General features: G+C 39.2%; 21 protein-coding genes, 1 pseudogene and 1 riboswitch. Of the genes and pseudogenes, 8 read left to right on the forward strand and 14 right to left on the reverse strand.

Annotated elements, in window-relative coordinates; genetic code table 11:
- Nucleotides 1-78: 78 nt before the first annotated feature.
- The 4 genes from cobT to ACFX4H_RS10890 form a co-directional block, all read right to left on the reverse strand.
- A complete protein-coding gene (gene cobT / locus ACFX4H_RS10875; protein WP_377435199.1) occupies nucleotides 79-1,125 on the reverse strand; it encodes a nicotinate-nucleotide--dimethylbenzimidazole phosphoribosyltransferase in 1,047 nt (348 codons plus the stop codon).
- Nucleotides 1,126-1,253: 128 nt separating this feature from the next.
- Nucleotides 1,254-1,790: a signal peptidase I gene (gene lepB / locus ACFX4H_RS10880; protein WP_034315582.1), complete on the reverse strand. Its 537-nt coding sequence runs from the start codon at nucleotides 1,788-1,790 to the stop codon at nucleotides 1,254-1,256.
- A 264-nt stretch (nucleotides 1,791-2,054) separates the two neighbouring features.
- Nucleotides 2,055-2,762, reverse strand: a complete 708-nt coding sequence (locus ACFX4H_RS10885) for a nitroreductase family protein (RefSeq protein ID WP_063591988.1) — start codon at nucleotides 2,760-2,762, stop codon at nucleotides 2,055-2,057.
- A gap of 114 nt (nucleotides 2,763-2,876) precedes the next feature.
- A complete protein-coding gene (locus tag ACFX4H_RS10890; protein WP_034315113.1) occupies nucleotides 2,877-3,293 on the reverse strand; it encodes an RrF2 family transcriptional regulator in 417 nt (138 codons plus the stop codon).
- Nucleotides 3,294-3,616: 323 nt separating this feature from the next.
- Between ACFX4H_RS10890 and ACFX4H_RS10895 the strand changes: the two genes are divergently transcribed.
- Together ACFX4H_RS10895 and ACFX4H_RS10900 are read left to right on the forward strand one after the other, a co-directional pair.
- The gene (locus tag ACFX4H_RS10895) at nucleotides 3,617-4,582 is read left to right on the forward strand and encodes a bile acid:sodium symporter family protein (protein ID WP_377435303.1); all 966 of its coding nucleotides are present in this window, start codon (nucleotides 3,617-3,619) and stop codon (nucleotides 4,580-4,582) included.
- A 107-nt stretch (nucleotides 4,583-4,689) separates the two neighbouring features.
- Nucleotides 4,690-5,235: an NADPH-dependent FMN reductase gene (locus tag ACFX4H_RS10900; RefSeq protein WP_034315116.1), complete on the forward strand. Its 546-nt coding sequence runs from the start codon at nucleotides 4,690-4,692 to the stop codon at nucleotides 5,233-5,235.
- Nucleotides 5,236-5,312: 77 nt separating this feature from the next.
- Here ACFX4H_RS10900 and ACFX4H_RS10905 read toward each other — a convergent pair whose 3' ends face one another.
- The 6 genes and pseudogenes from ACFX4H_RS10905 to ACFX4H_RS10930 form a co-directional block, all read right to left on the reverse strand.
- Nucleotides 5,313-6,098: a glucose 1-dehydrogenase gene (locus tag ACFX4H_RS10905; protein ID WP_048689825.1), complete on the reverse strand. Its 786-nt coding sequence runs from the start codon at nucleotides 6,096-6,098 to the stop codon at nucleotides 5,313-5,315.
- Between the two features lie 15 nt (nucleotides 6,099-6,113).
- The gene (locus ACFX4H_RS10910; RefSeq protein WP_034315121.1) at nucleotides 6,114-6,968 is read right to left on the reverse strand and encodes a RhaT/GlcU family sugar-proton symporter; all 855 of its coding nucleotides are present in this window, start codon (nucleotides 6,966-6,968) and stop codon (nucleotides 6,114-6,116) included.
- A 184-nt stretch (nucleotides 6,969-7,152) separates the two neighbouring features.
- A complete protein-coding gene (locus ACFX4H_RS10915; protein WP_323602147.1) occupies nucleotides 7,153-7,728 on the reverse strand; it encodes a hypothetical protein in 576 nt (191 codons plus the stop codon).
- Nucleotides 7,729-7,840: 112 nt separating this feature from the next.
- Entirely contained in the window at nucleotides 7,841-8,092 is a 252-nt protein-coding gene (locus ACFX4H_RS10920; protein ID WP_249599454.1) for a penicillin-binding transpeptidase domain-containing protein, read from the reverse strand.
- Between the two features lie 454 nt (nucleotides 8,093-8,546).
- Nucleotides 8,547-8,984: a hypothetical protein gene (locus tag ACFX4H_RS10925; RefSeq protein WP_249596904.1), complete on the reverse strand. Its 438-nt coding sequence runs from the start codon at nucleotides 8,982-8,984 to the stop codon at nucleotides 8,547-8,549.
- 549 nt (nucleotides 8,985-9,533) lie between these two features.
- A pseudogene (locus tag ACFX4H_RS10930) lies at nucleotides 9,534-10,753 on the reverse strand (IS110 family RNA-guided transposase).
- A 406-nt stretch (nucleotides 10,754-11,159) separates the two neighbouring features.
- Here ACFX4H_RS10930 and ACFX4H_RS10935 point away from each other — a divergent pair.
- Nucleotides 11,160-11,555, forward strand: coding sequence for a VOC family protein (locus ACFX4H_RS10935; protein ID WP_249597106.1), 396 nt, complete (start codon nucleotides 11,160-11,162; stop codon nucleotides 11,553-11,555).
- Nucleotides 11,556-11,792: 237 nt separating this feature from the next.
- Here ACFX4H_RS10935 and ACFX4H_RS10940 read toward each other — a convergent pair whose 3' ends face one another.
- The 4 genes from ACFX4H_RS10940 to ACFX4H_RS10955 all read right to left on the reverse strand — a co-directional run bounded on the left by ACFX4H_RS10940 (nucleotide 11,793) and on the right by ACFX4H_RS10955 (nucleotide 17,376).
- A complete protein-coding gene (locus ACFX4H_RS10940) occupies nucleotides 11,793-13,619 on the reverse strand; it encodes an APC family permease (protein ID WP_249596903.1) in 1,827 nt (608 codons plus the stop codon).
- 136 nt (nucleotides 13,620-13,755) lie between these two features.
- Nucleotides 13,756-13,902, reverse strand: a riboswitch (cyclic di-AMP (ydaO/yuaA leader).
- Nucleotides 13,903-14,252: 350 nt separating this feature from the next.
- Entirely contained in the window at nucleotides 14,253-14,708 is a 456-nt protein-coding gene (locus tag ACFX4H_RS10945; RefSeq protein WP_052137519.1) for a GtrA family protein, read from the reverse strand.
- On the reverse strand, nucleotides 14,668-15,690 hold the full coding sequence (locus ACFX4H_RS10950; protein ID WP_034315136.1) for a glycosyltransferase family 2 protein: 1,023 nt from the start codon (nucleotides 15,688-15,690) through the stop codon (nucleotides 14,668-14,670). The genes ACFX4H_RS10945 and ACFX4H_RS10950 overlap by 41 nt, the downstream gene beginning before the upstream one ends.
- 15 nt (nucleotides 15,691-15,705) lie before the next feature.
- Nucleotides 15,706-17,376, reverse strand: a complete 1,671-nt coding sequence (locus ACFX4H_RS10955) for a DUF6044 family protein (RefSeq protein WP_377435202.1) — start codon at nucleotides 17,374-17,376, stop codon at nucleotides 15,706-15,708.
- 162 nt (nucleotides 17,377-17,538) lie between these two features.
- Here ACFX4H_RS10955 and galU point away from each other — a divergent pair, with 162 nt between their 5' ends.
- From galU to ACFX4H_RS10980, 5 genes are all read left to right on the forward strand, one after another.
- Nucleotides 17,539-18,399, forward strand: coding sequence for a UTP--glucose-1-phosphate uridylyltransferase GalU (galU, locus tag ACFX4H_RS10960; RefSeq protein ID WP_034315138.1), 861 nt, complete (start codon nucleotides 17,539-17,541; stop codon nucleotides 18,397-18,399).
- 261 nt (nucleotides 18,400-18,660) lie between these two features.
- Entirely contained in the window at nucleotides 18,661-18,801 is a 141-nt protein-coding gene (locus ACFX4H_RS10965; RefSeq protein ID WP_134402173.1) for a hypothetical protein, read from the forward strand.
- Between the two features lie 192 nt (nucleotides 18,802-18,993).
- Nucleotides 18,994-20,388, forward strand: a complete 1,395-nt coding sequence (locus ACFX4H_RS10970; protein ID WP_377435203.1) for a cytochrome P450 — start codon at nucleotides 18,994-18,996, stop codon at nucleotides 20,386-20,388.
- Between the two features lie 71 nt (nucleotides 20,389-20,459).
- Nucleotides 20,460-20,630, forward strand: a complete 171-nt coding sequence (locus tag ACFX4H_RS10975) for a hypothetical protein (protein ID WP_174878759.1) — start codon at nucleotides 20,460-20,462, stop codon at nucleotides 20,628-20,630.
- A gap of 519 nt (nucleotides 20,631-21,149) precedes the next feature.
- A complete protein-coding gene (locus tag ACFX4H_RS10980; protein ID WP_377435205.1) occupies nucleotides 21,150-22,481 on the forward strand; it encodes an amino acid permease in 1,332 nt (443 codons plus the stop codon).
- The last annotated feature ends 27 nt before the right edge of the window (nucleotides 22,482-22,508 follow it).

Consider the following 22,508-nt stretch of genomic DNA (forward strand, 5'->3'; position numbering starts at 1 on the left):
AATAGAAGAAAGTTTCAATGCAGTATCCACTTTTTTACCGTATAAAAAGGAGACCAGCGTATCGAGGTCTCCTTTTTCTTACTTATTTGACACGCCCGCAGATTCAAATGTTGCCATTTCTTTAATGACCAATGTCGCTGCCTTGAGAATGGGGTATGACAGGGCAGCCCCTGTTCCTTCCCCGATTCTCATTCCCAGGTCGAGGATCGGTTCCTTGCCTAGCAGTTCTATGGCCGCTCTATGACCAGGTTCTGCAGATCGATGTCCAACAAACATATAATCGGCTGCACGTCCGGAAATCAGGTTTGCCAATACAGCAGCCGTTGTTGTAATGAAACCATCAACAAGAATGGGTATACGGTTATTCGCTGCAGCAAGCATGGCCCCTGCCATACCTGCAATTTCGAATCCACCGATATTCATCAAAATGTTGATTGGATCATCAGGATTAGGATTTCTTAATGAAATCGCTTCTTCAATTATTCTTCGCTTATGTAAAATGCCTTCTGACTTCAATCCTGTTCCCTGCCCCACTAGTGATTCGACGCTTTTCCCGCTTATGATGGAGATGATGGCGGTACTGGATGTCGTATTTCCGATTCCCATTTCACCAAGAATCAGACAGTTCACCCCACGGGCAATCATTTTCTCTGCACGGTCATACCCAATGTCAAGCGCTTGATTTACTTCTTCCTTTGTCATAGCCTCTTCCTTATAAAAGTTTCTAGTTCCATTACGGACTTTTCTGGAAGTTAACCCCGGTCCTTCGATATCTGCATCGATCCCTATATCGACAATGTCCAAGTAAGCATCTATCGCACGGCTTAATACATTGATGGCAGCACCGTCATTCAGGAAATTAAGTGCCATTTGTTCCGTCACTTCTTTTGGATACGCGGAAATCCCTTCTTCCGTAATTCCATGGTCGGCTGCAAACACGATCACCCCCGGTTTCGAAATGTCCGGAAACGCCTCCCCTGTCATCTTGGCCAGTTCAATTATCCATTCTTCCAGCCGTCCTAAGCTTCCCTGAGGAACCGTCAGCGAATCGACATGTCCTTTAACCTGACGTCCCATTTCTTCATCCAGCATCGGGATGGAAATGGCTGATAAACCATTCTTCATATTAATCCCCCACAATCCAAAATAAAAACCTTACCAATAGGAAAAGGTTCTTATCCATCATCTGCTATAAATACAACTTAGTCCATATCATTATCATCCAGGCTTTCACTTGATTCACTATAATCCTTTCACTTCGGCACTCCCATTTCATTTAAAGGGTAGATGCGAAATTTCACTTTGCCCACAAGTGATTTTTCAGAAATAAAACCAAATCTTCTTCCATCCCAACTATTCCTTCGATTATCCCCCATGACAAATAAATGACCGACAGGTACCTTGGATTTCCCGAGTAAATCACTTAGGGTGAAATTCTCCGTCAGATTCTCTTCTGGTGGAATTTCCCCTTTTTTTGTATTCAAATATGGTTCTGTATACTTTTTCCCATTGATATATAAGACATCATCTTTCATTTCGACGCTGTCCCCTGGTAAACCGATCACCCTTTTTATATAATTCTCTTCCGCGTCCGGAGCATAAAATACCACCATATCGAAGCGCTCTGGCTTTCCGATTTTAGCTACCACGATCCGGTCATCATTTTCATAAGTCGGCTCCATTGATTCACCTTTTACCGTGACTGGCGTAAATAAAAACTGTTGGCAAATGAACACGATCATTAAAGCGAATAAGATAGCTTTCAACCACGAGAACACTTCACTTTTCATATTCTTCACACGGACTCCCTCCCATCCATTGTCAACGGCTAAACCCACGATAATTGCTGTATTTTGGCTAGCAGCGCCAAAAAGAATTCATTAGCTTAATTTGCCGGTCGGTGATTTTTAGAGGAGACATTCCAAAGAAATATCTGGAAAAATTGTAACACATTCATTTATTGCTCGCGAGAATAAATGATTTTTCAGAGCCAATCTCAAACCATGAGAAAAAGGATAGCGATTTTAGCTATCCTTTTTCTCATGGTTTGTTCCTCAGAATTTATTCCAAGTCAATATAGTATCGAGTGGCAAACGGACTTTTTCAAAGCCTGCTTTAGTTCCTTTTCCAAGGGAAATCAACATGACAGGTTTGAAGTTTTCCGGTACATTGAACGCATCCACAAATTTGGCTTCATCGAACCCTCCCATTGGGACTGTATCGTATCCTTTTGCTTTTGCAGCCAACATGATCTGCATGGAAACCAAGCCACCGTCAATCATGGCTACGCTTAAAGCCTTCTCAGCGGAAAAGTTGCCGTAATTATGCAGAATAGAGGCTACATATGGCTCTTTGATTTCATTCTTCATGATCCCTTTATTGACTAATTCACCATAAATCCGTTCTGCATTTTTGTAACCTTCTATATCAGCTAAAACGGCAATGACAGCAGATGCATCGACGATTTGTTGTTGGTTATTTGCGATGGGTAGCAATTCTTGTTGGGTTTGCTTATCTTGAATCACAAGGAATCTCCATGGCTGTAAGTTGGAAGAAGAAGGCGCTTGAATCGCAATCTCCAGGATTTCACGAATTTCCTCTTCAGTCATCACGTATTCAGCATCGTACTGGCGAACAGATCTCCGTTCTTTTGCTACCGTAGTGAAATCCGTATCATTAAGGACTTTCGGCTTTTCAAGCGGTACATTCAATTCTTTAGCTTTATTCAGGTACTCTTCTTTACTCATTATATTTTTTGTCATTGATAATGACCTCCATTTAACTGTAATTATTATAGGAACAGTATATAACGCATACTGTTCTTTTGTCAAATACAGTTTAAGAAAAACGAAACCCTTGCAGTTTCGTTTTTTACATCAAGATTTTGATAGTAAATCAGCAATCGTCTTTTGTTCCAAGCCTTGTATAATCCAGCTCTCCATCTCGTTTTTCAAGCCGCATAAAGCTTCGCGGGAAGATGGTTGAAAGCATTTTTTAGCATTCACATCAAGAAAGCCTTTTGAAAAAGGTTCGGATTTAATTGCAGAGTATATATCTGCAAGAATGATTTGTTCAGGATTTTTGGCAAGTGAATATCCCCCATCTCTTCCTTCCTTCGCTTGAATCAGCCCTGCCTTCACTAAATTACTTAATATTTTTCTAAGAAAACCTGACTCCGAATCAAGCTTAACGGCCAATTTATTACTATTGCATAATCCATCATGTTCAGCAAGTACAAGCAGGGCTTGTACTGCAAGACTAAACCACATTATACTGGAAACCTTTTCTGCCATTTCTTTCACCTCTCTCCTCTACTTTAAACTATTTTTCATTGAATATACAACGTTACATCGAACAATCCTGCCTAAAAACCTCCTTATAAAACCATCCATCAGGGAAAGCTTGCAGCCCTTTTTGTTTCATAGCAGTGAAAGTATAGAGAACACAAAAAGAATGGATAGATTAGCATCCCACTTGGCCTATTTTATATAGTCTTACATTAAATGCATTTCACCATTTCCAAAAAATAAATTGACAAAATTCTTGTCTTACAAATTATATGTTTTGGAATATGGTAAACTTACTTAATAGAATGGATGAGGAAGTGGATGGAATGATGCTGAAAACAATAAATGAACAACTCGATAAAGTCATGCCTTTCATCACGCCGATAAGCGTGATTATTGGGGTATTATTGTCCGAACATCTAATGGATTACACCTTTCTTGTTCCATGGATATTTGCCTTCATTACATTTTCCGGGAGTTTAGGCTCTAACTTTAAATCTCTGCAACAGGCAGTCACCCACCCTTTACCCGTTTTCATCGTATTGATCATCCTTCATATGCTTATGCCAATTTGGGCTTTTGGCCTCGGTCATTTAGTGTTTCATGGTGATGCTTTCACAATTACCGGCCTAGTCCTCGCTGTAGTGATTCCAACCGGTGTCACCAGTATGATCTGGGTATCCATTTATAAGGGTAATGCCATACTTGCCCTAACCATAATCTTAATCGACACCCTACTCTCGCCATTCATCGTCCCTTACAGCATTTCCCTTTTCGGAGGCGGTTCGATCGAAATGGATTTGGGGTCGATAGTGAAAGGGTTAATCGGAATGGTCGTTCTGCCCTCCATGCTTGCCATGTTCTTGAATCAGGCTACAAAAGGAAAGATACAATATTCACTATCTCCCCGATTAGCTCCATTCTCCAAGATAAGCGTTGGAATCGTAGTCATATTGAACAGTTCAAAAATAGCGCCTTTCTTAACCCATTTCGATAAGAAAATAATGATCATGGCCTTCTTGGTTTTGTTCATAGCCGCTTCAGGCTATGCCCTTTCTTGGATGGTCGGTGCATGTTTAAGATGGGAAAAGGCGGATATCATCACCTTGACATTTACAGGCGGTATGCGAAACATCAGTGCTGGAGCCGTTCTTGCAACCACCTATTTCCCTGCTGCCGTTGCGGTACCCGTTGTACTTGGCATGCTGTTTCAACAAATGCTTGCCTCCTTTTTTGGGTATGTCATGGAAAGACATTTTCATCGTGGTGTGATTGAAGGGCCATCCGCCGAATGATTATTTCCCAAGCATCCTTTTTCCCTTTCAATTACATTCCAATTATAATAGGTAAGTGGAACACATTTACATGATTATCCATTATAAAATCATTGGAGGTATTGGAGATGAAAGTTGTTGCCATAGTGGGAAGTATCCGTAAAGAGTCATACAACCTTAAGCTAGCCAAATATATTCAAACTAAATATCAAGATCGTTTTGATCTCGAAATCTTGAACATTCGGGATTTACCTTTTTATGATCAAGATATTGAAAATGATCCTCCATTGGTTGTAAAAGAATTTAAAAGCAAAGTGGCTGAAGCAGATGCAGTCTTGTGGGTAACACCTGAATACAACGGGACGATTCCAGGTGTATTGGGCAATGCAATTGATTGGTTATCACGTGTCGATAAAGTCTTGATCGGCAAACCATCATGGATCATGGGTGCGTCTATGGGGCAATTAGGGACGGTAAAAGCTCAATTGCATTTGCGTGAAATCTTATTCGCAATAGGCATCTCCTCCCCACTCCTTCCTGGGAATGAAGTATATGTTGGTGCAGTGCATGACAAAATCGATAACGAAGGCAGCCTTATACATGAGCCGACTGTCCAGTTTATCGATACGGTCATCGATAATTTCATTAGCTGGTATAATCATCATACTCGTTAATGCTTTACACAAGAATCCCAGCAGGCTTGATCCTGCTGGGACTCTTGTTGCATCATATAAGAGGAATTAATCAAAACTCATCCTCTACCCGCTTGGAATGAAGGGTATTTTGTCATTCCTCCGTCAGCGAATAGAGTGATGCCCGTTACATAGCTGGACTCTGAAGATGCCAGCCATGCAGCAACCGCGGCAATTTCTTCAGGCTTTCCGATATACCCCATCGGAATCATGCTTTCAAGGTCCTTTTTCTTTTCGGGATCTTCAAGCTTGTCGGCATTTATTGGCGTGGCGATGGCTCCGGGACCAATGCTGTTCACGCGGATCCCTTTTGGTGCATATTCAAGAGCCAGGGTTTCCGTAAGCAGCTTCACCCCGCCCTTGCTAGCTGCATAGTGAACGAATAAAGGCCAGGGAATCATCTCATGTACACTGGACATGTTAATTACATTCCCTTTAATATCGTTCTCGACAAAATACTTGATAGCTTCGCGGCAGCCTAAGAAATTCCCCGTTAAGTTAGTATCGATTACCCTATTCCAGTCGCTTAACGGCATCTCGTGAGATGGAACCGGATTTTCAATCCCTGCATTATTGATGAATATATCAAGTTTCCCGAAATTCTTTATCGCTGATTGAACAAGGTTAATAACATCTTCTTCAACGGTGACATCGCCTTTTACTGCAATGGCTTCCCCGCCATTTGTTTTGATTTCTTCCATTACACTATCCGCTTCCTCTGATTTAGTGCGATAATTAACCACGACCTTCGCTTTTTCCTTAGCAAAGCGAATGGCCATCGCTTTGCCTAAACCAGTGGATGATCCGGTTATGACCACGACCTTACCTTCTAAATCTGTATACATGTAATCACCCTCCAATTAACTTTTTGCCAATCCCAGCATAATCCCAGCTATGATGATCAAGATAATCCCAATTACGATTCCAATTAGTTGGCGCTTCGTTTTCTTTTCACGTAAAATGAAGATCCCGCCAAGGGTTGAGATGACTATGCCCATCTGCGAAAGTGAAAAACTAGTGGCCACTCCCACACGTGGCTGGGAAATGAATAAAAACATGTTCCCTGCAGCCCATATCAATCCCGGAATGATATTGCGAATCGTATATTTGTTAAACGGTTTATGCTTAAAAGTCAATAACAGACCGCCTATCACCATCCCAATCGCTTGAGGGAACAACGCTGACCACCCGTCAACATCAAAAAGACGGGCCACGACCACATAAACCAAATAACCGAATGTCGAGATGAGGAGAATAACAATTCCTTTCTTCAAGTTTCCCGACTTGCCCTCTTTCGATTCTTTATCTTCCAAGGAGGTCAAGATGATTCCTATAATAATGAAGATCAATGCCAAAACGCCTAAAATAATCGCCTTCATTGTAGACCATTCGTTAAAAACTATGACCCCGAATAAAGTGGTTGAAATGAGCTGCAATCCTGTTGAAATCGGCATTGTTTTAGAAACTCCCATTAAATCAATGCTCTTAAGCTGATTAGCTTGTCCAACGGCCCAAAACAATCCAGATACGACTCCGACTCCAAACACTAGAAGTGACAGCTTAATATCGGCAAAAATATAGACACCAATTGAAAAAATCAAGGCGCCAATCGTTGTACCTAGTGTTTGACTATAGGGTCCACCCCCGAGTTTCACATTAAATAAAACGATGCTTCCCCAGAATAATGCCGGCAAGAGAGCTAATAGTATATCCATTTTCAACCCCCATATATGTAAGTACAAAACTAAGCAGGATATTTCATTTTGTATTCTTTTAATATGTTCGCATTATTTGAAATGACCCTTGGTAATTTTATGAAGTGTTTCACTAAAAAATTGTTCAACACGAAAAGGGCTGCAGAAGCAGCCCTTATGGATGTTATTGATATTCTTGCAACAGCTACCCGCCATGTTGATGATGTTGCATGTCCATTTCCGAATCTCCACCAACCTTGAAATAATCACGTTCCCAAACAGCCGACGTTCCGATAATGATGATGGAGAACAAGAGGGTCAGAAAGAAAGGAGCAAACCCCCTCCCACTTTTTGTCTCTTTTACATCCTCTCTTTTTATATAAAAAGTCACAAAGAATATACTGCCTAGGTAAATCAGATCCATCGAAACGAGCATGTAAGTTTGTGAATCAAGAGGCAGCATGACCCCAAGCATGGCTCCCATCATTGCCCCCATCAGGGTTGTTGACAGGGACTCCATAACCGCTGTCAGACCGAATGGTTTTCCGATGATGAAGCCTGCCACTGCACATATTGCGATGGCTAGAACGGTTAAAACCGCCAGCTTGCCGGGCATCAGGAATGACAGCATTAAACTTAAGGTTAAACTTGTCGTCATGCTTAACATCATGACCATGCATTTACCAAGGCCAACACCAATATTCTCTTTTTTTCGATGGGCTATTTTAGAAAAGCAAATTGTATAAGCCACGACTATCATAAAACTTGTCAACAGCAGCATTCTATTCGTTTCCCCCTTTTTGAGCAATAGTTAGTGAAACGACTGATTTTAATGACAGGATGAATGACCGTCCATCTGGCAAGCTGAATTCTTTGTTTTTGATGGAGGCACGTCAAGAGCTGGATTCCGATTGACTTGGCCAAAAGCTGTTGATAAATTGATCACGTTTATATTTATAATTAATTGTACTGCCTACTTCATTGGGTAAATCAACATTAGTTTTTCGAGCCAATCCGAAAGCCTGAAGATATTGATAGTATTTGTCATCTGTTATTTTATTAGCTAATAAAGCAAATGCAACTTTTAACACCAATATTTTGGGTGGTGATTTCAGATTATCATTATCCTCTTCAAAAAATACCACCCCTTCAGAAATTTGAACTAAGAAGTGGTATTCCGTGTCTAAATTGGCTAAGGTTTATTACAATCCATTATTTGTGATTTAAAATAAAGTTCTACCGTTATAAAAAAGATTGATCAAAATATAGTCCCTTGTTTTTATTAGAACGTTGTAAAACAAGCATTATGAACATCTTGATCAAAATCAATTCTAAAAATGTGGTCTGAAACATCAAAGGATTTAAGGTCTTGATCAATCTCTTGTTTAAAATCAAAAATTATTTGTGTTGATATATCTTGAAAAAGATAGGTTTAAGATAAACAATGTGATCACTAATACCCGAATCCTAGAGCGAATTCGGGCAGAATCTTCAAACGAGAAATATTAGGCTAGCGCCTTACTACGAGTCTAGTTTTACTGCGCATTAAAATAAAACAAAAAAGCCTGGACATTGTAGTCTCAGGCTTTTTATGTTTTATCAATCCCAGTAAGTGTAATCACCAGTTATATAATTTAAAGTACTAGATTCAATATTAGAGGCACAAGTAACATAGAATTCTGCTCTATTGTTATCCCCATCTACATATTTGCCTAAATCTCGCCAAATTGCTGCTCCACTATTAGTAATATTTCTATAACCAGGAACATGCTCATCCGCATTATCACCTGGATCATATTCATGTAGGTACAATTTATATTCTGCTGCACGAGGAGAGTTAAATTTAACTTGAAAGTCTCCTCCCGTTGAATTAGCTGTATATGAACCCGGTCTTAATAATCCGTAATTCACACCACACTTACCGTCTAAATCTGTGAGAATCTTATTAAAATTACCGTCTCCAGAAGCAAAAGAAGATTTTGGATTTAATAAAATCATTAAAATCGCTGCCATAATAAAATAAATTTTCGTTTTCATTTTCTCTATCCCCTTTTTTAAATAAATACATTTTATTTTAAAATAATTTCAAAAAAGTTGTATTTATTAAAAACAATATAATTTCACAGGAAATTATTAGAGGATTTGGTGTATTATACGTTAATTGTAATAAAATATAACTATAAGAATATAATTTGTTGAATTTATTAGAAAACGAGAGTTAAATTATGAAAAACCTCTAATTTTGTCTAAATATGACTGATTTTAATTTGATAAGAAATATAATATGAACACTTTACCTTTACTGAAATTATATTGAGGTACACTATAATTGCTCAAATTCTTTAAAGAATTAAAATTAACGGTGGCGGTAACTGCAACGTTCAAGGATATGGCGGTTTCTGCTAAAAATAGTATATAAAAAAAGCCGACCTTTATTTTGGTGGGGCTTTTTTTATTTAATCTACCATGAAAATAGACTTCTGGAATTTTTGGGAAAAGGCAATACTTAAGAAGACGCAGCTCATTGTTTTTTTAAAAAGGGGAGAGCGCCTAATTTACTGATTTATTGTAGGTAAGTGGACTGGATTAAGATGCTTCAGGTTCTTGTAATGTAACTGTGTATCCTAAACTTTCAAGTTTTCTTAGTGAATGCCGAAAAATTGATTGTTGCCTCTGCTTATCAAAGTAGTCTTCGCCTAAGTCTACATACATTTCTTTTCGAGTTAAGAGATAATAGGAGATACGTAACATGGCATGAGCGACTACTATTCCTGCTCGTTTCTTACCTTTTCGTGATGCTGTACGCCTATACAGTGCTCCGAGATAGTTTTTAGATCCTCTTACAGAATGAGCTGCTTCTGTTAATGCTGATCTCAAATACTTGTTTCCTTTTTTTTTATTAGCCGATTTTCTTTTTCCCGCACTTTCGTTATGCCCAGGAACTAGTCCTGCCCAAGAACACATATGAGCTGCACTTGGAAACTGTTTCTTAATATCAGTCCCAATTTCAGATAAAATTTGCTCAGCTATTCTTGTAGCTATACCAGGAATAGAGTCTAATCGTTCCACATCTTCTTGATAGGAGCTTACTCTTTCCTCGACCTCTTGGTCGAGCATCTCGATTTGCTCTGTTAAAAAATCAATATGCTTTAAAATGGTTTTTAACATGAGGCGTTGATGCGAATTGATATAACCTTTAAGGGTGAGTTCTAGTTCATCTTTCTTCTTTTTCATTGTGCGTCGAGCAAAGTTTGCTAGTTTTTCAGGATCTTCTTCACCTTAATTGCGTTAAGCATGTCTCTAGCTGAAACACCCATAACGTCTGAAACGACAGAGCCTAGCTTAATATTTGCGCCCTCTAACACTTTTTTGATGCGATTATGTTTTCTAGCACGTTCTTCAATGATACTTCTACGGTACCGAACTAGTTCACGTAGTTCCCGTTGATTTCGATCTGGAATGTAACTAGCTTTTAGAAGTCCATGACGAAGAAGTTTGGCAATCCATTCTGCATCTTTAACATCTGTTTTACGCCCTGGCACTGCTTTCATATGTTGAGCATTCACAACTAAAAACTCAATCTCTTCAGCTTCTAATAAATTAACAATAGGTTTCCAATATACACTGGTACTCTCCATGGCAACATGAGTACAGTTATTCTGTTTAATCCAATCCATTAACTGTATTAGAAAAACAGTTTTTGTTGAAAACGTTTGAATCTCCTTTCCTTCTGGTGTCATAATACATGCAGTAATATTGTCCTTATGGACATCCATACCACATGCTCTTTCAATGACTACTTCCATTGAAAACATCCTTTCTACGGCTTTCAATATAATTGGAGGCTGATGCAAAAACCAGAATAGGATTAATCTACCATGTGTGCTTCCCGTAAGGGAGCGACAGTCATTGGTGCACCTTGGTCGTTGGAGTCAGACTAACGGATGGGCTCTAATGCACCATAGTTCATCGACCTTCCTCTCCCAGCCGTAGAATCAGTATTGACCGTTCTGAACCATTTTCATTCTCTGTGGTGAAGCGCTGATTTTTGCGCTTCATGGATGGCTAACGGGGCAGGATAGTTGCATATATAAAAGGCTAATTATGGATACTTAAAAGGAGAAAGATATATAAGTGGAGAATGAATTTATTCAAGTAATTAAAGGAGGCGAACAGGGTGAATAACAATTATTAAGGGTAGGAACTACTTATATCCCAGTTTCAAATGTAGAACTTTCTTCTGAATGGTATGTAAACAAATTGGGGGCAGAGTTAAGCTATAAAGACGAAGACAAAGCAATTCTTAATTTTGCGAACCAAAGTATTTTCCTTGTTAAATCTAAAGAAAATCAAAGCTCAAATTTCTATGATATTTACGGTGTTGAGCGTTTTTCTATAACTTTTGAAGTTAATGGAATAAATGCTTTAGAAGCTATACATAGAGATTTTAGCTATAAACAGATTAGAGTTGGTGTAATTGAAAATAGAGGACACTCAGGAAGGAATTTCGTTTTCTTTGATTTAGATGGTAATAAATTTGATGTATGGAGTGAATTTAGTCCAATTTTCAAAGAAAAATACCTAATCTCGCAACCTTCAACTCCTTAGGTATGGTTTCTAACTAAATGCTATAACAAAGTTGAGTGGAGCGGGTGTACGAGACTCCTGCGGGAAAAGCGCGTCTTGGGAGACCCCGCAGGCGCAAGCCGAGGAGGCTCGCCCACCGCCCGCGGATAGCGAGTTTCTTGAGCGGAAATCCACGTCCAAATTGTATAAGCCATAAAAAAATGTAGACAAACTCGAAAATCGAATTTGTCTACATTCTGCTCTCTTAAGATATGGAACTTACTTCTTTAAATGATATGGCACTGTCGTAACAACCACATTTCTTTTATAAAGTAAGTAAGCGCGAATCAGTAAACTTGATTGGTTATGAAGTATATTGTGCCAGCCCTTCTTCGGAATGAATTGGGGGATGATCACCGTAACTTTATAGTTGGATTCACTAGCCTTATGTTCTACTGTATCCACAAATTTAGTTAGTGGCTGAATGATACTTCTGTAATACGAATTCAGTGTAACAAGCCTTACATCCGGCTGCCATTTTTTCCATTTTTCTTCGAATTTCTTTTCATCTTCTCTTTCAAAAGCGACATAAACGGCAATGACCTGATGTGCAGATAGAGATTTTGCATAATTTAAAGAGTTCTCAACCACATGAGTTATACCCGCAACAGGTACAAGGATGATATTTCCTTCGATTGGTAAGATCGGCTCACATGTTGTAATCCTTAGTTGGTCTCCAACTGCTTCATAATGCTTTCTAATTCGATGAAAAATTAAAATGATGATAGGTAAAAAAATCAAAACAGGCCAAACCTGACTAAATTTGGTTAAAAAGAATATCATCGTGACGATAAAGCTAATTATGGCACCAATTGAATTAATGGTTAATTTCAACATCCAGCCTTTTGGCTTTTCGCGAATCCATTTAACAATCATCCCGGTCTGGGATAACGTAAATGGGATGAATACACCAACCGCATAAAGCGGGATGAGATTTTCCGTATGTCCTTCAAATGCGACTATCAAGATGATGGATGCAAGTCCAAGTATGATAATTCCATTGGAATACCCTAAACGGTCCCCTCTGATCGTAAACGCCCTTGGTATGAATTTATCCTTCGCCAGATTTACCGCAAGCAAAGGGAAAGCCGAATATCCAGTATTTGCCGCAAGTATCAAGATCAATGCAGTTGTACCTTGAATGAAGAAATACATGAAATTCCGTCCAAAGATCCCTTCAGCAATCTGGGAGACGACCGTTACCTCTGCGCTAGGAACAATGCTTAAATAATAGGCTAAGAATACGATTCCCGAAAACAAAACAGCTAGTAAGGAACCCATCGCTACTAATGTTTTCGCAGCATTATTCGGTGCTGGATCTTTAAAGTTCGGGATTGCATTGGAAATCGCTTCGACTCCTGTCAATGCGGAGCTTCCTGATGCAAATGCTCTTAGCAGTATAAATAAACTGATGCCGGCTACCGGAGTCCCGATTGACGCATGCAATTCCGGTGAGACTCCTCCCGTCAGAATCTTGTAAATCCCAACCCCAATCAAGATGAACAAGGCTAAAACAAATAGGTACACCGGATAGGCCAAGACAGATGCCGATTCCGTAACCCCCCTAAGGTTCAAGATAGTAAGTAGGATGACGAAAATAATGGCTATGAGGACATTATAATCATGCAGGCCGGGAAAAGCGGACGTGATGGCATCCGTACCAGCGGAAACACTTACCGCGACAGTTAATATATAATCGACCAATAAGGATCCTCCAGCTATCAACCCTGGATTGACACCTAAATTGTTTTTTGAAACCACATAGGCTCCCCCGCCATGTGGATAAGCGAAAATGATTTGTCTGTAGGACAAAATCAAAGCGGTTAACAGGATCAATACTCCAATCGCGATAGGGATTGAATACCAGAATGCCGCAGCACCGACCGTGATCAGGACAATCAATATTTGCTCCGGCCCATATGCAACCGAAGACAATGCATCTGAAGATAATATCGCCAACGCCTTTGTTTTGTTAAGCTTTTGTTCACCAAGTGCATTTGATTTTAAAGGTCTCCCGATCAAGAACCTCTTTATAGAAGATAACATCAAGAATTCACCACCATGTAATTTATAAGTTTATATTTCCCAGCTGTCGCAAAAAAAGAGACAGAACACAAAAATGCCTACAAGTCATAGCTAAATAGACCTGTAGACATCAATTTTTTTGTCTAACAAGCTCCACCTTCCTTCTCATATAACGCTTACGAGGTTAGCTGACGGATTCGGACCTAAGAGTAGCCCTACCTTTTAAAGGATTCACCCCTTGGATTGTTAAAGACAATCCCAATAACGGGTCCCCCGCACCATAAGGTTTAAGCGATTTAGAAATATGAAACTGTTGATTATCATACTCCCGTGAAATGGAAAAGTAAATGAAAATTTTGCACAGAAATAGAATTATTATTTATAAGCGAGGTTTTATTCTTGACTTATATAACAAAAGTCATACAAACACATGATTCGATGGTAGGAAAGGAGGAAAGTAAACGTCTAAAAGGAAGATATTCAAGAAGACAATGAACAAAAGATAGATTCCCCAAAAGGAAAAATGAAGTAACGTGATGGATTAAGTAAAACAGATCTGCCCCAGCTTGGATAGTCATAAAATCAGAATTCCGCTTTCCGATACCATTTTTAATTCCCGTCCAAACGGGGCATTATTCCACTGATCTACACCAATTAGTTCCTTCCTTCTTGAATTGGCCTCAAATTGCTTTTTTTAAAGACAAAGTATTTCTGGCCAAGATAGTTAAGCACTGTATAAAAGATTGTTCCTATCAGAACAGCCAAATTTTGTTGTATGGATAAATGAACGGTTCCTTCCAGTGATTCTGCAATGGCTTGGCCTATAGAATAAGCGGCGGAATAACAAATCAGGATGACGCAAAAGAAACGGGTGACTCCTCGACGCCATTCTATATCGCTTTTAAAAGTAAAAGTCCTGTTCAAAAGAAAACTCGTTACAGCTCCCGTACCATTGCCGATAAAGGTGGAGATCCAGTAAGATAATTCAAGAACATTCATGAGAAAAAGCATGATGGAAAGTCCAACCGCTGTATTGACTATTCCAACCAATAAAAAGCGGATAAAGGAGTTAGTTTGTTTTAGATAGTTTTTCAATACTGTTCCGTTCATTGTCTAGTTGCTCCCGTTTTTTTAAATCGAGCGGATTAAATAGATCAAGATCAACAATATATTTAGGCCGGCGTTTGGATTCATTATAGATTTTTCCGATATACTCCCCAATCAACCCGACAGCAATCAACTGTAGTCCACCGATCAACCATATGGAGGTGATCAATGAGGTCCAGCCAGTTTCGGTCTGCCCATAAAATTTCAACCATAAAAAGTAAGACCCAAAGAGTAAGCTAATGAAAAAGGAAAGACACCCTAGCCATAATACAAGCCGGATCGGTGTAACCGAAAAGGAAGTAATGCCATCAAGTGCAAAAGCAACCATCTTCTTAAATGGATATTTCGTTTCCCCGGCCAATCTTTCTTTACGGTCATAATAAACAGAGTCCGTCTTAAACCCAATGAGCGGTACAATCCCCCGTAAAAAAAGATTCGTTTCATCAAAGCGTTCCAACTCCATGATCGCCCTTTTGCTCATTAGCCGGAAATCGGCATGATTATAGACAAGGTTAACCCCCATCTTGTTCATCAATTTATAAAAACCTGTTGCAGATGTTCGTTTAAAGAATGAATCAAGGTCCCTTTTCTGGCGGACACCATATACGATTTCACATCCTTCATTGAATTTACGAATGAATTCCGGGATGACTTGAATATCATCCTGTAAATCTGCATCAATGGAAATCACACAATCTGAGGCTTCCTTGGCCGTAAACAACCCAGCCAGAAGTGCATTTTGATGTCCAGCATTCCGGGAAAGTTTTAGCCCGCGAACATATTCATTATTAATCGTTTCTTTGTAAATGATCTTCCAAGTTTGATCCTTGCTCCCATCATCGACAAACAAAATTTTACTTTGACCGGAAACGACGTTTTCATCGACCAACCCCCTCATCAATCCACAAAGCTGGGAAATGGTTTCCTGCAAAACGCTTTCTTCGTTATAACAAGGTACAACAATCGTTACAATCGGTGAATTCATTCTATTCCCCCCTTTTCACATGACTCTGTATAAATGAATTTTCCATACGCTTCCTTTTTTCGTGAAAACCCTGTCCAGCACCAATCCGTTTTCCTTCGCGTTGTTGATTGGGATGGCAGAAAATATATACGTGCCGCCTAATCCTTTAAACGCATCCATATTGAGGTCCAAATTTTTCAGCTCTTTTTTCGAGCCTTTCTTGAACATATAATGCTTCCCAAGCTCACCGGTAAACAGGTAACAACGTCCTCCCCATTCATCAAAATAGATTCTGATGTTTTTATTCTTAGCCAATTCGTTTTCAATTATTTGACGAAATTGATGTTTGTAAGAAAGCGGATAAAAATTGTTATAGCTATCGAGCGTGTAAAATCCATTATATTGAGCGATTGCGGGATGCAGCCCAATGCTGGCAACACGATATTCTTCTTGTGGACGGTCAATATGATCTTTTATTTCCTGAAAAAGGCTTTCTGAATAGAACTCTTTAAAAGTTGGCTTTTTATTGTGAGTGATTTCCTCATTGAAACCGATTAAAATCAGTATTTGAACGGCGATGAAAATAGAAAGGGTTTTCTTAGCATAGTTGCTGTATTCCCAAATGATTTTTATCGCAAGGGCAAACCCCAAGTAAATGATCATCGGCCTTAAAAAGTGAAATCTGGCAAAGTTAAAAGTATCCAGTGTGTGAAACCTTTCCGTTAAAGGAAGCCAGCCTTTATAAAACCAAAATGCGTACCACGCTGAGAGCATGAAATTCAAGGCGAATAAAAAAACATATACCTTTTCCTGTCTCCACAATTTTTTTGTCAGAATAATATAAAGGGCAAAGACTGTAATCGGCAGGATGATAAGCGCATGTAAAGTCATGACATGCGTATGTCCAAGAACGAAATTTTTGAAAGTAAGCTTAATGACCCAATCGAGCGGCAGCCTTGCGTGAAAATATTCATCTCTGCTGTTTGGCTCCGAATCAAAAATGAATGAAGCGACCAAACGATACTCCACCAAACCAAAAATGACGGTCATATAAACGATCGAAAGAAGAAACGTTATATTCCACCCTTTTCCCCTGATTACATCCGTTAGCCAAAGAAAGCCCATTGCAACAAGGAAAAAGAAAAAGCCAAGCACGATGCTTGAATAAAGCGGTAAAAGTGTAAGGACCAAATAATTCCTCCAAGAATGATCCTTGCTGCGGATATTAAAAAAAGCCCAAAGGGCTAAAGGCATCCCAAGTGTACTGAGCATTCCCGATGGCCAAAATGGGGTAAGGGCAAAGGCTAAGGATGTTCCAACCCTAATCCAACCTGATTGTCCTCCTGTAACCAAATGTTTCCTCAATAAGATATACATACCGAAGAATGCAATAAACCTTGTTAATGCCTGGCTTATTGCATAAGCAACCATTGTCGGAAAAAGAGCATGAAGCCACACGATAATACTGAACTCACTGCCAAAAGCATTACGGGGCAGCCCATTCATAATCTGCGGAATTCTGGCGTCAATTGCACCGAATAACTCACCGCTTTCTGAAAGGACTTTATACCAGGCAAGGTTGGAATCCAAATTATCATGTACGCGAATATGCGCATTTTCTCCAAGGATGATTAAGGGGGAAAGATATAAAACAATGATGAGTAAGGCAAAAAGGATTTGTTTTCTCTCTTGATTTTCAATTGGCAAAATATCCACCTCTTGATTAAATTCATATATCCATAATATTTGGCTTTGAAGGTAAATCTATTCTTTTTAAGGGATTTATTTTAACCTATTTTGATATAGGTCAACCAATGACCACATAAAATGCAATAAGCATATAAAAGAACCTTAAAAAGGGGCTGGGCTATGATAAGGAAAGCGGTGATTCCAGCAGCCGGTTTAGGAACACGATTTTTGCCTGCTACGAAAGCTCAACCAAAGGAAATGCTGCCGATTGTCGATAAGCCGACCATTCAATATATTATCGAAGAAGCGGTACAATCAGGGATTACGGATATTATCATCGTTACGGGTAAAAACAAACGTGCCATCGAAGATCATTTCGATAAATCGATTGAGCTTGAAATGCTTCTGCAAATGAAAGGTCAAAATGATCTGCTTAAGATCGTGGAGAACATTTCCAACATGGTCGATATCCACTATGTAAGGCAAAAGGAACCTTTAGGTCTGGGTCATGCAGTTTTATGTGCCAAAACCTTTATCGGAGACGAACCTTTTGCCGTCCTGTTAGGGGATGATATCGTGGATAGCCAGGTTCCAGCCTTGAAGCAGTTAATGGAACGGTATAACAAGGTTCGAGCGAGCATTATCGGATGTAAGGAAGTGTCACCAGCCGATGTCTCCAAGTATGGGATCGTAAACTTCCAAGAACGATATGAGGATTTATTTCTGGTAAGAAACTTGGTGGAAAAGCCAAAAGTGGAGGATGCACCATCAACACAGGCGATAATTGGCCGATATATTTTATCACCTGCGATTTTTGAAATCCTTGAAAACGTACAGCCTGATCGTAAGGGGGAGATCCAGCTTACCGAAGCTTTAGACCTTTTGTTAGAAAAGGAACCATTATATTCGTATATCATCGAGGGAAATCGTTATGACGTAGGAGATAAATTCGGCTTCCTTCAAGCTTCAATAGATTTCGCCATGAAACGACCTGAACTTCGTGATCAGCTAATAAAATATTTAAGGCAGTTGTTTCCTTAATGAAGTTAATATAGACCATGCCCAATTACCAAAAAGAGGTGATTGGGCCATTTCCACATCGGATTGACCCCTTTGGTTGTAACATGATCCACTTACCATAATCCTCTAAGTAAAATATAACTGTTTATTCTTCCGTAAAATGTTACAGCAGAAAAAGTTGAACAGAGAAAGAATAGTTTTCTATAAGTGAGGTTATGTTGATAACGTATCCTTCATGAATGTTCCCAAACACGATATCCAGAAAGGATTGTAGAGAAACACATGCACAATAAAGCCAATAACCCAATAATATCTGATGAATTTTTAGAACAAGTGGTTAAGGAAATCAATGCACAATTTGGCGGGCCCATCAATGAAAAAAATGATCGTTTCCAACATGGGGGCGATGATGAAAGAAATTGAATTGAATCCCCCTTCATTAATCTAAAGCTCTCATGAAAAACTCTGGCTATATTCATCCAGAGTTTTTTCGCTGTAACTTTATTTCTTCAATAGAATTATCCGCCCTTTCTTTTACGACTTGTCCAAACCGATTTAGCTTATCCTCATACAATGATTACATGTAAGTATTTTAAAGAAAGGGGAAAAACTTCATTGAGCCATGCTGATGATGTCTTCCGCACTTCTCCAAAGGTTCCAAAAGGAAGGCTGGTTTCCGGACATACAAAAGAGTTCCAAACAGATCCCATTGGGTTCCTGACCCGATTGTCCAAGGAATATGGGGAAGTCGCTAAATTCCGTTTAGGACCATTCCAAACTGTTTATCACGTTTTAAATCCTGATTTAATAAAACAAATACTCGTAACAAAACAACAATCTTTCGTCAAATCCAAGGACTTCAATCTTTTAAAACCGCTTATCGGTGAAGGCCTGCTTACAAGTGAAAAAGACTTTCATATGCGACAGAGAAGGCTTATCCAACCCTCTTTCAAAAAGACTCATATTAGCCAATACGCCAAGGATATGATTGATATCACAATGGATTATATATCAACTTGGCAACATGATGATGAACGGATTATAACGAAGGATATGATGGACATCACTCTCGGGATAATCAGCAAGACCATGTTCAGCATGGAATTCAAGGATGGATATGAAATCGTTGGGAAACCTCTGGAAACTGCATTGAGAATAACAGTCAAAAGGATGAGAAAGATTTTCCGTATGCCATTATGGGTACCGACTAAAATCAACCGTGAATATAAAAAGGCGATACAAAGGCTTGATAAAGTGATTTACGGCATTATTGAAAAACGGAAGAACGACACAGTAAAACATGAAGACATGCTAGGGATCTTGATGGACGCCCGTGATGCCGACGACGGGTTAGGCATGACAAGCCATCAGGTGCGTGATGAATTAATGACTATTTTTCTGGCCGGTCATGAAACGACAGCAAATGCTCTTTCCTGGGCACTGTATGCAATTTCGAAGCATCCGGAAATTCAAGCTAAGCTTTTCAATGAAGTCAATAGCATAATCGGTCAACGGACACCCAGGCCTGAAGATTTCATGAAATTACAATACACTCAAAATATCATTCATGAAACACTTCGCTTTTACCCGCCACTGTATATCTTATCCCGTGATGTGGCGGAGGATGTCACAATAGGAGGATATCGCTTTAAAAAAGGCGATATGATTCTAATAAGTTCTTATGTGATGCAGCATAACCCAGAGTATTTTGATCAACCGGAATCATTTATCCCTGAGCGATTTGAAAATAACTTTATGAAAAGCCTGCCTGCGTTCGCTTACTTTCCATTTGGCGGAGGGCCGCGGGTTTGTATTGGCAATCACTTTGCCATGATGGAAGCGGTGTTTGTCCTGGCCTGCATTGCAAAGCGGTATAGGATAAAGCTTGCACCTGACCACCATGAAGTGACCCCCCTTCCCTCCCTTACACTAAGACCCAAGAATGGACTGCGCATGGTGTTAGAAGAAAGAACTGCAGAAGCCTTTGAACCTGATGCATCCATTTTTTAGTAATAGGAGTCTTTTCCTAATAAATATCGTTGTACTAACTGGCCATCCTTTTAGAAAGGAGGGATGAAAAAATGTATTTGCTCCATTCACCACGGAAAGGAATCATCCACACTGAATTGCACTATGTAGGTATGGCATCGCAGGTATATACCGGTTATTTGCAATTTTTAAGCGAAATTGAACCGAAACAAGAAACCGAATACCTACAGGCGCCGCTCCCCTATTCATATGGGAACGGATAGTTTCCCGCTTCTTACCTTATATTAAAGAAAAACCGACCTTGAAAGGTCGGTTTTTTGTAATTCTGCAGTATGTTCCATAACCCTGGCCCCCGCAGCCCCCAAATGCTGGCTGTAACAATCCTGACAGGATAAACTAAGCGACCACGACTATTAAGGACTGAAACTGATTCAATCAACTTATATACTAAGAAACAAATGCCAGTAATAATGCAATTAAACAGAATTATATTTCTCTCTTTTCAATATGTATTTTAAAGAATGAAGAATTGCCAATTCATCCCTAAAAAATCACCTAGCAGTTTTTTTCTTTGAATCATTTCATAAAATCCAATATTTTTAGGTAACCTTCTTCGCCGGTTGGAAACCCATTCCCGTTTACCGGCCTAAATTGACTTTTTTCCGATTCATGATATATTAATATAGTACTTTAGTACGTGAAAGCGTTCAATAATAGAAGAAACTTTTAAGTTTTACTGATAGACTATTTTATTAAAATTGTGAAAGAAAGGCATGAATATAATGGAGAAGACTCATCAAGATCTAAAAAAGGGCCTATTGCCGAGGCATGTCCAGTTCATTGCTTTAGCCGGAATGATAGGAACGGGGATTTTTAAGGGGAGTTCCGATACATTAAATATGGCAGGCCCAAGTGTTGTGATAGCCTATTTAATAGGGGGGCTATTGTTATTCATTGTAATGGCCGCACTAGGGGAGATGGCAACCGCTTTTCCTAATATGAACGTCCAACATCTCATTAATAAAGCTTTTGGGTTTCAACTATCATTCATTGTCGGATGGCTCTATTGGTTCAATTGGATTATCGTAATCATTGTAGAAATAGTCGCAGCCGGCAGTTTTCTACAATATTGGTTTCCTACAGTACCATTATGGCTATTAAGCATACTTTGCGCTTCAGTAATAATAGGAATTAATTTGTTTCAAGTAAAATACTATGGAGAACTCGAATTTTGGTTCGCAGGAATTAAAATAATAACCTTAATTGCTTTTATCATTTTAGGAGCTTTGATCATGCTAGGACTTTTTCCTAGTTCGGCTTCATTTTCTAATTACACGGAACATGGCGGTTTTTTTCCTCAAGGAATTGACGGAATGTTAAGTGCACTTTTAGTGGTCATGTTTTCATACGGGGGTGCAGAATTAATTGGTGTAGCCGTCACGGAAACAAAAGATAGTCAGCGAGTCATACCAAAAATCATAAAAGGAACAGTATGGCGGGTGATTCTTTTCTATGTCTTGCCGATACTTATCATTTGTGGAGTAATACCTTGGAACCATGTAAGCAATGAAGTAAGTCCTTTCGTTCAGGTTTTCAGCTTATCGGGGCTTCCCGGAGCCGCCGATATCATGAATTTCGTTCTTTTAACCGCTGTCTTATCAGCTGCAAATTCAGGCATATACGCTACCTCAAGGACACTGTTCACTCTTTCCCAGAACGGGGAAGCGCCCAAGGCATTTTTAAAAACAACGAAAAAGGGTATTCCGCTTAATGGTATATTTTTAACTACATTATGCATATTGGCTGGTGTGTTTTTATCCTATTTGTATCCCGACCTGATTTTAAGCTACCTTATGGCCATTCCTGGATTCACGGTTTTATTATTGTGGATCAGTATTTGTTCCGCGCAATTGAAACTGCGTAAGCAATACACTAGCAAACCAGGATTCCGGGTAAAATGGTACCCATATACAACTATATTAGCCATCACGGCTTTAAGCATTATCTTTTTGGCATTTCTCTTTAATAAGCAAAACTTCATCGGGACTACAGTATGTCTTGTCACGTTAGTGATATTCATCCTTCTCTCATTTATTGTCAAACAAAAAAAATAGAAATTTTATCCCCCCTGTATTTTATTA

The organism is Peribacillus sp. YIM B13477 (assembly GCF_042787955.1).
Taxonomy (GTDB): Bacteria; Bacillota; Bacilli; order Bacillales; family DSM-1321; genus Peribacillus; species Peribacillus frigoritolerans.